Source organism: uncultured Aliivibrio sp. (assembly GCF_946479765.1).
Lineage (GTDB): Bacteria > Pseudomonadota > Gammaproteobacteria > Enterobacterales > Vibrionaceae > Aliivibrio.
In genome coordinates this window covers 18,526-32,443 of record NZ_CAMLHO010000036.1, presented here as the reverse complement: position 1 = coordinate 32,443, position 13,918 = coordinate 18,526, and the positions used below count along the sequence as shown (strand labels likewise).

Here is a 13,918-nt window from a genome sequence, read left to right as displayed (position 1 = left end):
TCCGAAAAGTAAATGCAAACTAGTGATTATCAACTCACAAGTGCCCACACAGATTAATAGGTTTCAAATTTTTAAAGAGCAAACTTCAATTTTCGAAGCCTTTCGGCTTTCTCTTGAAGCGGACGGTCATAATACTCACTTAATACTCAGTGTCAAGCACTTAATTTACTAAGTAATTAAAAAAACCTCACTAGATACTTAGCTTTGATTTAACTCATAAGCTCCGTGTCAGTGAGGCGAGATTATAGAGATTCTTTTTTTTCATGCAACTATTTTTTAGTAAAAATAGTCTAGATGATTGCAATTAACTCAAGCTGCTTATTTTACCATCAAAAGTCATCATTTTGCGTAGCTATGAGCTGATCATTCTTAACTTTTAATTTAATCACTTCGCCCGTTCTCAATTTTCCACTCAAAATATCTTGAGCTAAAGGGTTCTCAATATAAGTTTGAATTGCTCGCTTTAATGGCCTTGCTCCATAAACAGGATCAAACCCAGCTTTAGCAATTAAATCTAATGCTTCACTTGATACTTCTAGCTGGTAATCCTTATCATTTAAACGCTTCTCTAAACGCAATAATTGAATAGACGCTATATTTTTAATGTGTTCCTGAGCTAAAGGATGAAAAACTACCGTTTCATCAATTCGATTTAAGAATTCAGGTCTAAAGTGCTGACCAACCACTTCCATAACTAATGCTTTAATACCTTCATAATCCAAATCACCAAAATGTTGTTGGATTTTGTCAGAGCCTAAATTCGACGTCATAATAATAACGGTATTTTTAAAATCAACCGTACGACCCTGACCATCAGTTAATCGTCCATCATCTAATACTTGTAATAAAATATTAAATACATCTGGATGTGCTTTCTCTACTTCATCAAGTAATAAAACCGAATAAGGTTTACGTCTAACCGCTTCAGTTAAATAACCACCTTCTTCGTAACCAACATAACCAGGAGGTGCACCAACAAGTCTTGCTACAGAGTGCTTCTCCATAAACTCCGACATATCAATACGAACCATGGCATCTTCACTATCAAACATGAAGTTTGCTAATGATTTACACAACTCAGTTTTACCAACACCTGTAGGACCTAAAAATAAGAAAGAACCTATTGGTCTATTTGGATCTGACAATCCCGCACGGCTTCTTCTAATTGCATGAGATACCGCTTCAACCGCTTCAGCTTGCCCTATTACTCGATGGTGAAGTTCTTCCTCCATCTTTAATAGCTTATCTCTTTCACCTTCCAACATTTTATTGACTGGAATTCCAGTCTGGCGAGAAAGGACTTCTGCAATTTCACTGTCAGTCACTTTATTCTTTAGTAGGCTCATTTCTTGCATTTCAGCTTGTGCTGCAAGATCTAACTGTTTTTCTAATTCAGGAATACGTCCATACTGCAACTCAGACATGCGGTTAAGATCTCCGGCACGTCGGGCGATATCCATATTACTTCTTGCTATATCTAACTCTGTTTTTATATGCTGAGTCCCAGAAAGCGCCGCTTTTTCAGCTTTCCAGACTTCCTCTAATTCAGAATAATCACGTTCCTTCTCTCTTAATTCAAGGTTGAGAGAATCCAAACGCTTCAAGCTAGCATCATCACTTTCTTTAACTAACGCTTTCTGCTCTATTTTTAATTGAATAATCTTGCGATCAAGCTTATCAAGCGACTCTGGTTTTGAATCAATTTCCATTCGAATACTTGATGCAGCCTCATCAATAAGATCAATGGCTTTATCTGGCAATTGTCTATCTGATATATAGCGATGAGACAGGGTCGCAGCGGCAACAATAGCTGGGTCCGTAATTTCAACATGATGATGGATCTCATAACGCTCTTTCAAACCACGTAATATAGCGATCGTATCTTCTACCGTTGGCTCATCAACAATAACTTTTTGAAAACGTCTTTCTAATGCTGGATCTTTTTCTATATATTTACGATATTCATCTAACGTTGTTGCACCGACACAATGTAAGTCACCACGAGCTAATGCTGGTTTTAGCATATTTCCGGCATCCATAGACCCTTCACCTTTACCAGCCCCTACCATGGTATGAACTTCATCAATAAAGAGAATGATATTACCTTCTTCTTTTGCCAGTTCATTTAAAACGGCTTTTAAGCGTTCTTCAAATTCACCACGAAATTTAGCACCCGCAACCAACGCGCCAATATCTAAAGACAACACTCTTTTATGCTTTAAGCCTTCAGGTACTTCACCGTTAATGATTCGTTGAGCTAGCCCTTCTACAATCGCAGTTTTACCAACACCTGGCTGACCAATAATGACAGGGTTATTTTTAGTTCGTCTTTGAAGTACTTGAATTGTCCGGCGTATTTCATCATCACGACCAATAACAGGATCTAACTTCCCTTGCTCTGCACGTTCGGTCAGATCAACGGTAAATTTTTCTAATGCTTGACGCTTTTCTTCTGCATTTTGATCATTTATTTTCTCGCCACCACGGATCTCATCAATCGATTTGGAAATTTTAGCTTCAGTAAGTCCAAGCTCCCTAAATAAATGGCCTAATGGGCCTTTATCTTCGATAGCTGCAAGCATGAATATTTCAGAGGAGATATAAGCATCTTTACGTTTCTGAGCTATTTTATCGCACAGATTAAAAATAATACCCATGTTTGATGACAACTGAACGTCACCACCAATGCCCGTTACTTTTGGTGCTTTATCTAGAATTTCTGAAAGATTTGAGCGAAGTTGAGTTACATCAACATTAAGCAATGTCAATAATGGCCTAATTGTACTGCCATTTTGATTTAATAAAGCCACCATCAGGTGAGTTGGTTCTATATATTGATGATCTTGACCTAATGCTAATGATTGAGCATCTGAAATGGCGACTTGAAATTTACTGGTAAATCGATCTAAACGCATAACCCTCTCCTACAGAGAAAAGTAAGTAACTATTACTACTTAAATGGGGTTTAGTGCGGTAGAAATCAACTGATGGGAATGGAAATAAAAGGGATTATTCGAACCAAATTAAAGTCGCTTGACGACCTGTCTCTCCCTCTCTTCTATAAGAGAAAAATTGATCTGTATTTGAATAGGTACAAAGGTTTGAATAGTAAACGTCTTGAACACCAACACTCTGTAAGCGCTGAGTGGCAAGTAAATCTAAATTAGCTAACCATTTATTTGGGTTATCACTTGGAATAAAGGCATTTACTGCTTGGGGATCTTTCTCACAAAACTGTTGCTTAACTTCATCACCAACTTCAAATGCAGTAGGCCCAATCGCTGGTCCGCACCACGCAATGAGATCATTGGAAGAAAAATGCTTCACTGTATTTTCTAAAATACCATCAAGAAGACCACGCCATCCAGCATGAGCAGCAGCGACTTCGGTTCCTTCTCTATTACAAATAACAACAGGCAAGCAATCTGCTGTCATTACACAACAAACTTGATTGGCTTTATTCGTATAAACGGCATCAACAGAAGGTGGATTAATTAAACCCATATGAGGAAGAGTAATTACTTCAGTTGAATGGATCTGATTTAACCACGTTGGTGCAGCGGGTAACTGCGCCAACGTAATCAATTTTTCACGATTGAGCACAACATCATTGTTGTTATCACCAACATGATCACCTAAATTAAAACTCGTAAATGGTGTTTTAGATACACCACCAACACGAGTAGTACTAACTACGTTAATATTTTTAGGGGCAGACCATTTTGGTGATAATAGTGACATTAATACTCTTCTTCATGCAATAAACGCTCATCGTCGCGTAATGCTTGAGCTAGAGCAATAATATCGTCAGGAATCGGCGCATGGAATTCCATCACTTCACCTGTAATTGGATGATCAAAACGTAACATAGCCGCATGCAGGGCTTGACGGTTAAAGCCACGGATCATATCAATCAATTCTTGTGACGCACCTTTAGGGATACGAGCACGACCACCATAAGCGGTATCACCAACTAATGGATGTTGAAGGTAAGACATATGCACACGAATTTGGTGAGTACGACCGGTTTCAAGACGTAAACGTAGACGTGTATGAATACGGAAATGCTCTGCAACACGGTAATGCGTTACTGCATCTTTACCTAATTCATGTACTGCCATTAACGTACGTTTTTGCGGGTGACGTCCGATTGGCTTTTCAATCATGCCGCCAGCCGTCATACGACCTAATACTATCGCTTCATATTCACGAGTAATCTTACGCTTTTGCAGCGCACGAACTAAACGTGTTTGAGCTGGTACTGTTTTAGCTACTACCATTAAACCAGTAGTATCTTTATCTAGACGGTGCACGATACCTGCGCGAGGTACTTCTGCAATGCTTGGGTAATGAAACAACAATGCATTCAGTATTGTGCCATCAGGTGTACCTGCACCTGGATGTACAACAAGATCACGAGGCTTATTAATTACTAATATGTCATCATCTTCGTATACAATTTCAAGAGGAATATCTTGAGCTAACCAACGCTCTTCATCTTCTAATTCCGCTTTTACTACGATTTCTTCTCCGCCCATCATTTTTACACGAGCTTTAGAGATCACTTCTCCGTTAACCGAAATGCTACCCGCGAGTATCCACTCTTTAATACGAGAACGAGAAAAATCAGAAAATAATTCAGCCGCAGCTTGATCTAAGCGTTGACCCAATTGGCTATCTTTTACTGTGCTTGTTAACTCTATTTGTTGTGCCATACCGAACTTTTTTAAATTTAGTGGTACTAATACCAAACAAATACATCATATTTGGTATCATCAACACTGTAAGTGAAATAAACTATCTACCATTGTATCTGTTAACGACGCATTTCGTAATGGATAACTTCAGTTTTTTTAGTCAAGGATCATTTTCAAGCATGAAACGCTTAACACTTTCTTCATTATTAGCCGTATCTTTACTGGTTGGTTGCTCAAGCAGTGATGATGTTATCCCTGATATCCCACCATCAGAATTATATTCTCAGGCTCAAGTATCTTTACAGGCTGGTAATTGGACAAGTGCAACCGAACGCCTTGAAGCATTAGATTCTCGTTACCCTTTTGGTGCCTATTCAGAGCAAGTTCAACTCGATCTTATTTACGTATATTACAAAAATGATGATTTGGCATTAGGCTTGGCAACTATTGAGCGATTTAATCGTTTGAACCCAACGCACCCAAAAGCTGATTGGGTATTGTACATGCGTGGCCTGACTCATATGGCTCAAGACCGTAGCTTTATGCACGATTTATTTCGAGTTGATCGCTCTGATAGAGATCCAGAACCAGCACGTGCAGCGTTCAAAGATTTTAAACGCTTATTAGATCGCTATCCTGACAGCTTATACGCAGAAGATGCACAAACACGTATGTTCTCATTAAAGAATCGTCTCGCTGACTATGAATTAGCAACCGCAGATTTTTATCTACGCCGAGAAGCTTGGATTTCAGCGATCAATCGTAGCCAAGAACTACAAAGAACTTACCCAGATACAGAAGCGGCAAGAAAATCATTAACTATCATGCTTGCTGCATATAAAGAATTGAAACTGGATGACGCCGTAAAACGCACGGAAGAATTAATCGCATTGAATCCTCAATAGGATATATGCCGGAAAGCAAAAAGCCGCACTTTTGAATTAAAGTGCGGCTTTTTTATTGTCTGTATTTATAGTACTAAAGTGAGTGAGCTCAAAAAAACCATACGACTAAAAATTAACCAGATAAAACAATGGGTTGAAATATAGCCCTAAAAACAATAATTTCTAGTAACCAATCCTTCCAATCTACCTACTTTACCCAATTCATCAAGTTTTTTTTCAAAATAAATCTGAACGACTTGCCTGAGATCACATTCATTAACCTTCTCGATAAAACACTTTAAAATAGTGATCTAGATCACTTTATTTTTACTGCAGATCCGTAATCTGAATACATGCCAAACGGGGCAGAGATGAGGAAAATCATATGAAAGTAGAAATCACTGGTAACAACATTGACATCACTCCAGGCATCCGTGAACGTATTGAAGGGAAATTTAAAAAGCTAGAAGAAAAAAGAAATCTAGACATTATTGGACGTCACGCTAGCGTTACACAACGCGCAAATGGTAAACATAAAGTAGAAGCACATATAACTATCGCTGGTGGTAAAGTTGCCGCTTCTGCAGAACAAGAAGATCTATTTGGTGCAATTAGAGAAATGTATCAAAAACTAGAACGCCAACTAGATAAGCTGCAACACAAAGGCGAAGCACGTCGAGCAACTCATGCTCAAGCTCCTATCGTTGAAGAGCCAGAAGTTGACCTAGAAGAGGAATACGAACAGTAGTCAAATCGTCAACTCACTATTTTCTGAAACAGCGCTCATTTGAGCGCTGTTTTTTCTTGACGCAAACTTACTAATTCCTTTATGGTAAATTAACTCTTAATCTACTAGGTTTGCATATTCATGACTGATACTCACTATTCTCTCGACGAGATTCGTTTACGCCTCAATGATCTTGATAATGAATTATTAACACTGTTTTCTGAACGCCGTAAACTCAGTCTTGAAGTGGCTAAGAGCAAAGTTCAAACTGCAAAACCTGTGCGTGATCCAAAACGCGAACAACAGCTCCTAGTTAAATTAATTAAAAATGGCAAAGCATTCGATCTTGATGCTTACTATATAACTCAGCTATTCCACACGATTATTGAAGATTCAGTTTTATTACAACAAGAATACTTTCAAAACCTAACCAATCCAGAATTAAGCAGAAAACCAGTAGCAAGAGTTGCTTACCTAGGTTCAAAAGGGTCATATTCTAATTTAGCTAGCCGTCGTTATTTCAGTAAGAAAAATACCGAATTAGCAGAGCTGGGTTGTGACAATTTTAGAGAAGTAATAAAAACCGTCGAATCAGGCCATGCTGATTATGGTGTCCTACCTATTGAAAACACCAGTTCCGGCTCAATAAATGAAGTATACGACCTTCTACAACATACCAGTTTATACATTGTAGGTGAGCTCACTCAGCAAATTGAACATTGCTTATTAACCACCACAGATACGACTCTAGAATCAATTAAGACGCTTTATTCTCACCCGCAACCTCATGAACAATGCAGCGAGTTTTTACACCGCCTAGAGAATGTCGAATTAATCTCGTGTTCAAGCACTGCTGATGCCATGATTGCTGTAAAAGACATCAACTCACCACATGTTGCTGCTATAGGTAACTCTGACAGTGGTAAACTTTATGGTCTGCAATCCTTAATTACTAATATTTCAAATCAAACTGAAAATCAAACTCGCTTTATTGTTGTCGCAAGAAAACCTGTAGATGTTTCAGAACAAATTCCGGCGAAAACCACATTGATTATGTCAACATCTCAAGATGCAGGATCTCTGGTTGAATCCCTATTAGTTCTACGCAAGTATGGCATTAATATGAGTAAATTAGAGTCTCGCCCTATTATGGGGAATCCTTGGGAAGAGATGTTTTATATTGATTTACAAGCGCACCTGAAATCCGAGGCGATGAGCTCGGCGATTGAAGAGCTGACATCCATAACTCAATATTTAAAAGTATTGGGCTGCTACCCTATAGAAAATGTAACGCCTACAGATATTCCTCAAATTAAATAGCACCGCCAACTTAATAAACTTCAATAACGATTTGGATCAGCTGATACATAAATTGTATCAGTTAATTGATATAAGGAATTTCGTCGTCGTATGACACATAAAATTATCGTTGCATCACTTAACCCCGCGAAAATACACGCTGTCGAATCAGCATTTACTCAAGCATTTCCTGTTATGGATTTTGTTTTTGAAGGGGTCTCAGTTAATAGTGAGGTTTCCGATCAGCCGATGAGCTGTATTGAGACTAAACAAGGGGCAATCAATAGAGTGAATAATGCCAAGGCATTACATCCCAATGCTCATTATTATGTGGGTTTAGAAGCAGGTATAGAGAACTCAGCAACATTTGCCTGGATGATTATTGATAATGGAGAGATGATTGGAGAATCAAGATCGTCGAGTTTACCCCTTCCACCAGCAGTCATCGCGGCAGTCAATCAAGGCAAAGAACTCGGTGATGTGATGGATGAACAATTTAATACAGACAATATAAAACAGAAAGGAGGGGCTATTGGCCTATTAACCAATAACCTACTTACTAGAAGCTCTGTATATCAACAAGCATTACTCCTTGCCCTTATTCCTTTTCTTCATCCTGACCGCTTTTAGCACTTTGTTGAAGGAGTTCCATTAGCCATTCTTTTTCATCATGGGTATGGCTTTTTAATTCATTCGATCCTCGAGTTATCGTAGCAATACCGACACCCAGTAATTGACTGATCTGTCTTTGGCTAAATTCCCCTTGCAATAACTCATGACAAATATTGACTCGTGCAACTAAGGCATCACGCTCATCAGGGGTCATCAACATAGTCAATAAAGATTGATGCTTATCTTGCTCTGCTGCATTAGCTATCAATGCCATCACTTGCGACCAATCTGAATATTTTGCTGAACCTGACATAAAATCCTCATTACAATAATAAAAAAGGGAGCACTAGGCCCCCTACTTTATAATCAATCCAAAATAATTAATACTCTAAATTCAGTTCTTTCTCTGTTAAGAAAGGCCCTTTTTCGCCAAGTAAACTGCGGTAATACGTTTCAAACATCAAAATATTTTGTACGTAACCGCGTGTTTCTTTAAAAGGGATAGCTTCTATAAATGCATAGGCATCTAATTTTTCATTAGAGACTGCTCTCCATCGCTTCACACGATGAGGACCCGCATTATAACCCGCTAAAGCAAAGATCCGATTTCCATCATAATCATCTAATAATCCTTTTAGATAATTCGACCCTATATGAATATTCACATTAACATCATTGAGGCTATCAACACCTTTATATTTATCGTATTCAATCTTCTTCGCAGTATACTTTGCCGTTGCTGGCATAATTTGCATTAAACCACGAGCACCAACAGGTGATTGAGCTTCTACGTATAAACCACTCTCTTGTCTAGAAAGTGACATCAGTGTGATTTTATCTAACCCGAGTTCTTTACTGTAATGTCCGAACCACCACTGATGTGCTATAGGAAAACGTAAGCTTAAATATCCCCACATTTTTCCTTTAATAGTAGCTAGCACAGTAAAGTGATTCCAACGGTGTTGAGCTGCATAACTCGCAAGCTCTTTCACTTCTGTTTTAGATGCTCGATTTAGTAAATATTCCCACTCACTTTTCGCTGTTGATATTTCGTCAATAGCAATCAGCTCTTTAACTCGAGCTAACTCATTCTTATATTTTTCTTTTACGGGGTTAATATTATTTGGGGCTTTATTCATTGGGTATTGAATCGGCTCACCTAAGATATTTGCCGCAGCTACACTGTAAAAATTACGCTGCCCAAGCAGTTTTCTTAATCTAGCGTCAGCTTTGTCTTGTTCACCATTTTCATAGTCAATACGCGCTTGCCAGAACTGCCAGCGCAGTGACGCTTTGCTTTCTGGTGTTAAATATCCCATCCATTTACTCATATCATCCCAATCAACAGCACGGATTGCTACACGAATACGGCGTTCAATATAAGAATCTTCAGGATATTGCTCAAGCTGTGTATCTCTCCATTGTGCTAGTTCATCAGAACTGGTCGACATAATACTACTGACTATTCGATGAATTATTTTTACCCGCTCATCTTTCGAATAACGTTGCTTTTTCGCAATATCAGGAAACATTTCAATTGCTTTTTTAGGATTAATTAGACCTTCTCGCTCCATCGCGATTAACGTTAATTTTTTTGTAAAATCAGACGCTTTGTTTTCATTGGAAAAAGACAATAGTAAATCTGGATCATTAAATAGCGTAATGATCTCTTTAGCTTCACCTTTTGAACTATCCGATTTAAGCATCTTCTCTAAATAAGAAAATAAGCTGTTATTACGAGCCTTATAAACCAACAACATGCGATCTATAATTAACTCATCCGTTAACTTACCGGCATCAGACCACGCTTTAAATAAATCATCACACTCATAAGTAACAGATCCACCCGTTAGCCATAATTTTTCAGCACCTTTCCATGCTGTTTTTTTATCTCCAAGCTCATTTTTTGCTTGGTAGTAATAACATTGTAGATTGTTACTGCTTGGTTCATTAGGGAAATAATCAAGAAATTCAGTCCAGCGTTCATTCAAACCGAGTACCACTAAATATTGATAATCTAGAGCATTACCAATAGCTAACGTTTTATGAGCATGCCTAAATACTCGGATATCATCTGGTGTTTTAGATCTCAAATCCATTCGAAATTCACGATAATCTAAATAAGGAGCAAGCGGATAATCACCTAAGTCCTCTCTCACTTTTACGTATTCATCGAACTTCTTTTCATTAAGCAACTCCTTTGCTTCTTGATATTGAATTCGTGACTCATCTATCGATAATGCCTTAACGGTATGCACACTCATACCAATGCACAACACGGCCATCATCCCTAACTTTTGTTGTGTGTATTTCATTGATTCTTTAAACACCTAACTTTCCAACCTTTTCATCAACGCACTGATATGAGACAGAGTTAAACAACTCTCTAATTCTTCTTTGAGTTTGCTTATATTACCCTAGTAACTGCAAAAATGAGTGTTAAACTATGTATCATAAATAGTAAAATTATATTTCCGTTAACCTACTCTAAATAAGTGATTATGGCTGAATACGTATATACAATGTCACGAGTGAGCAAAATTGTTCCTCCTAAAAGACAAATCCTGAAAGACATTTCTCTTAGTTTCTTCCCTGGTGCAAAAATTGGTGTTCTTGGCCTAAATGGTTCAGGTAAATCAACACTACTTCGCATTATGGCTGGTTTAGATACAGATATTGATGGTGAAGCTCGCCCACAAGCTGGATTAAAAATTGGCTACCTACCACAAGAGCCTGTTTTAGATGAATCAAAAACAGTCCGTGAAATTGTAGAAGAAGCCGTTTCAGATGTTGCTGGTGCATTAACTCGTCTTGATGCTGTGTACGCAGCGTATGCTGAAGAAGATGCAGATTTTGATGCCCTTGCAAAAGAGCAAGGTGAGCTTGAAGCACTAATTCAAGCTAAAGATGGTCATAATCTTGAGAATGCTTTAGAGCGTGCTGCGAATGCATTACGCCTTCCTGAGTGGGATGCAAAAATCGAATTCCTATCTGGTGGTGAGCGTCGTCGCGTTGCGATTTGTCGTCTACTTCTTGAAAAACCAGACATGCTCCTTCTTGATGAGCCAACCAACCACCTTGATGCAGAATCAGTGGCTTGGCTTGAGCACTTCCTTGTTGAGTATTCAGGTACTGTTGTGGCAATTACCCATGACCGTTATTTCCTAGATAATGCAGCAGGTTGGATCCTTGAACTTGACCGTGGTGAAGGTATCCCATGGGAAGGTAATTATACGTCTTGGCTAGAGCAAAAAGATGAACGTCTAAAACAAGAATCATCTAAAGAAAACGCTCGTCAAAAAACGATAGAAAAAGAGCTTGAATGGGTTCGTCAAAATCCAAAAGGCCGCCAAGCAAAATCAAAAGCACGTATGGCTCGTTTTGAAGAATTACAAAACACTGATCATCAGAAACGTAATGAAACTAACGAACTGTTCATCCCACCAGGTGAACGTTTAGGTGATAAAGTTCTTGAAGTAACTAACTTAACGAAATCGTTTGGTGATCGTGTACTAATTGATAATTTATCATTCAGTATGCCTAAAGGCGCTATCGTAGGTATTATCGGCGCCAATGGTGCAGGTAAATCAACGCTATTTAAAATGCTAAGTGGTGCAGAAGAAGCTGATTCAGGTTCTATTGTATTGGGTGAGACAGTTAAACTTGCTTCTGTTGATCAGTTCCGTGACAGCATGGACAATACGAAAACAGTTTACCAAGAAATCTCTGAAGGTGCAGAGATCATCAAAATCAATAATTACGAAATTCCGGCACGTGCGTACTGTTCTCGCTTTAACTTCCGTGGTAATGACCAACAAAAAATTATTGGAGATCTATCTGGTGGTGAGCGTAACCGTGTTCACTTAGCAAAACTGCTAAAAACCGGCGGCAACGTATTGTTACTCGATGAGCCAACCAATGACTTGGATGTTGAAACATTACGAGCATTAGAAGAAGCACTTCTTGAGTTCCCAGGCTGTGCAATGGTTATCTCGCATGACCGTTGGTTCTTAGACCGTATTGCTACACATATTCTAGATTATCGTGACGAAGGTCAAGTAAGCTTCTTTGAAGGTAACTACACTGAATACAGCGATTGGTTAAAGAAAACACTTGGCGCTCAAGCTGCTGAACCTCACCGTGTTAAATACAAACGTATGACTAAATAGTCGATTTGTTTATCATATAGTTTGATGTTTATCATAAGGGCCGTATTATTACGGCCTTTTTATTAGACTTATAACAAACCAAATATCATACTTAGATGTCAGGCCAATAATATAAGGATAGTATTATGATCGAACGACGTAAATTTTCTCGAGTCGTATACCAAGCGGATGTCACTCTCTTACACGGGAATACACAGTGGGATGGCTCATTAATTGACTTGTCTTTACATGGCTTACTTGTCGAATTAAATCACGACTGCGATGCTGAACTAAATACCGAATTAAATGTACGCTTCACACTAAATGAAAGCGATATCGATATTATTGCTGAATGCGAACTCATTAAGAAAACAAATAACACCCTAAGGCTCTGTATTCGTCACATAGATATTGATAGTATTAGCCACCTTAAACGTCTAATAGAACTCAATGTCGGTAACAGCGATCTGTTGTTACGCCAACTATCAGAATTAACTACATTAACCTAAAGTAATAAGTTGTTATTCCTATGCCAGATAAAATTCGTATTTCCGTTTCTCACAATAAAGGAACGCGTCTCTTCGCTATCACCCCTAAACGGAAGAACCTTGTTATTTTATCTCTCTTGCTTGGCGTTGGTTCATTTACACTCAGTTGCTTTGGCTTGCATTATTTTTATCAAAAACAACAAGCCTCTGAATTAGCCATTGCTCAACTGCAAGATTATAATCGTAATCTCAATAAGCTTATTATTGACAACAACCATAGCAATCATGAATTAACTCAACAACTTGAAGCAAAAGAAAATGAATTTATACTTATAAGTCAACGGGTTGAAGATGTTGAATCAGTGCTTGGATTACAAGAAGTATCTGATGAAGAATCTTTATTAACAGAGAAGACGCTAGAGCAACGCTTAGATGTAGCCGCTATCGACTCTGCGGTAAGAGCAACTATGTTTCGTTTAATTCCAAACGATACTCCCATTAATTTCATTAGAAATTCATCCAGTTTCGGCAAAAGAACCAACCCTATTTCAGGAAAAAGACAGCGACATTTAGGTCAAGATCTTACCTGTAAACGCGGTACAGAAATTTACGCTCCTGCTGATGGGGTTATTGAACTCGCCCGCCCGAGTAATAAAGGCTATGGTAATTTACTAAAAGTTCAGCACTCTTTTGGGTTTATGACCATGTATGCTCACCTACAAAAATTTAAAGTTCGCTCTGGTCAATTTGTAAAGAAAGGGGAATTGATCGCTACCTGTGGTAATTCTGGTAATTCAACAGGGCCACACTTACATTATGAAGTACGATTCCTAGGTAGAGTGCTAAACCCTCAATCATTTATCGATTGGACACCAGAGCACTTTGAGAGTTTATTTGAAAAAGAACGAAGTGTTAAATGGAGTCCGTTAGTTGAAATCATGAATAACATGGTAAAACTGCAACTAAAATTGACTCAAAAACCAACGCTTGAACAAGTTGAAGCCATTAATACCGTAAAAGCTGAACAGCAAGCAACAACGCAATTAACTCAATAATTCATCTA

General features: G+C 38.3%; 12 protein-coding genes. 7 read left to right on the top strand and 5 right to left on the bottom strand.

Features of this window, described 5'->3' with window-relative positions:
* Window positions 1-329: 329 nt before the first annotated feature.
* From clpB to rluD, 3 genes are all read right to left on the bottom strand, one after another.
* Complete coding sequence (clpB, locus tag Q1K78_RS13180; protein WP_300179556.1) at window positions 330-2,915, bottom strand: ATP-dependent chaperone ClpB; 2,586 nt, start codon at window positions 2,913-2,915, stop codon at window positions 330-332.
* Window positions 2,916-3,009: 94 nt separating this feature from the next.
* Complete coding sequence (pgeF, locus tag Q1K78_RS13175; protein ID WP_300179553.1) at window positions 3,010-3,741, bottom strand: peptidoglycan editing factor PgeF; 732 nt, start codon at window positions 3,739-3,741, stop codon at window positions 3,010-3,012.
* Complete coding sequence (gene rluD / locus Q1K78_RS13170) at window positions 3,741-4,715, bottom strand: 23S rRNA pseudouridine(1911/1915/1917) synthase RluD (protein WP_300179551.1); 975 nt, start codon at window positions 4,713-4,715, stop codon at window positions 3,741-3,743. The genes pgeF and rluD overlap by 1 nt, the downstream gene beginning before the upstream one ends.
* Before the next feature lie 161 nt (window positions 4,716-4,876).
* Between rluD and bamD the strand changes: the two genes are divergently transcribed.
* The 4 genes from bamD (at window position 4,877) to yjjX (ending at window position 8,237) form a co-directional block, all read left to right on the top strand.
* The gene (gene bamD / locus Q1K78_RS13165) at window positions 4,877-5,602 is read left to right on the top strand and encodes an outer membrane protein assembly factor BamD (protein WP_300179549.1); all 726 of its coding nucleotides are present in this window, start codon (window positions 4,877-4,879) and stop codon (window positions 5,600-5,602) included.
* A 364-nt stretch (window positions 5,603-5,966) separates the two neighbouring features.
* Window positions 5,967-6,329, top strand: a complete 363-nt coding sequence (gene raiA, locus Q1K78_RS13160) for a ribosome-associated translation inhibitor RaiA (RefSeq protein WP_300179546.1) — start codon at window positions 5,967-5,969, stop codon at window positions 6,327-6,329.
* 120 nt (window positions 6,330-6,449) lie between these two features.
* Window positions 6,450-7,628 carry a prephenate dehydratase gene (gene pheA, locus Q1K78_RS13155; protein ID WP_300179543.1) on the top strand — a complete coding sequence of 393 codons (1,179 nt, stop codon included), beginning with the start codon at window positions 6,450-6,452 and terminating at the stop codon, window positions 7,626-7,628.
* 90 nt (window positions 7,629-7,718) lie between these two features.
* On the top strand, window positions 7,719-8,237 hold the full coding sequence (gene yjjX / locus Q1K78_RS13150) for an inosine/xanthosine triphosphatase (protein ID WP_300179540.1): 519 nt from the start codon (window positions 7,719-7,721) through the stop codon (window positions 8,235-8,237).
* Here yjjX and trpR read toward each other — a convergent pair.
* Window positions 8,206-8,532 (bottom strand): trp operon repressor, encoded by a 327-nt coding sequence (gene trpR, locus Q1K78_RS13145; RefSeq protein ID WP_300179537.1) that lies wholly within the window; start codon window positions 8,530-8,532, stop codon window positions 8,206-8,208. The two genes, yjjX and trpR, sit on opposite strands and share 32 nt — an antisense overlap.
* 67 nt (window positions 8,533-8,599) lie before the next feature.
* A complete protein-coding gene (sltY, locus tag Q1K78_RS13140) occupies window positions 8,600-10,549 on the bottom strand; it encodes a murein transglycosylase (protein WP_300179534.1) in 1,950 nt (649 codons plus the stop codon).
* A gap of 171 nt (window positions 10,550-10,720) precedes the next feature.
* Between sltY and ettA the strand changes: the two genes are divergently transcribed.
* The 3 genes from ettA (at window position 10,721) to Q1K78_RS13125 (ending at window position 13,910) form a co-directional block, all read left to right on the top strand.
* Window positions 10,721-12,388 (top strand): energy-dependent translational throttle protein EttA, encoded by a 1,668-nt coding sequence (gene ettA / locus Q1K78_RS13135; RefSeq protein WP_300179531.1) that lies wholly within the window; start codon window positions 10,721-10,723, stop codon window positions 12,386-12,388.
* 125 nt (window positions 12,389-12,513) lie between these two features.
* Complete coding sequence (locus tag Q1K78_RS13130) at window positions 12,514-12,876, top strand: PilZ domain-containing protein (RefSeq protein ID WP_300179528.1); 363 nt, start codon at window positions 12,514-12,516, stop codon at window positions 12,874-12,876.
* A gap of 20 nt (window positions 12,877-12,896) precedes the next feature.
* Window positions 12,897-13,910: a M23 family metallopeptidase gene (locus Q1K78_RS13125; protein ID WP_300179525.1), complete on the top strand. Its 1,014-nt coding sequence runs from the start codon at window positions 12,897-12,899 to the stop codon at window positions 13,908-13,910.
* The last annotated feature ends 8 nt before the right edge of the window (window positions 13,911-13,918 follow it).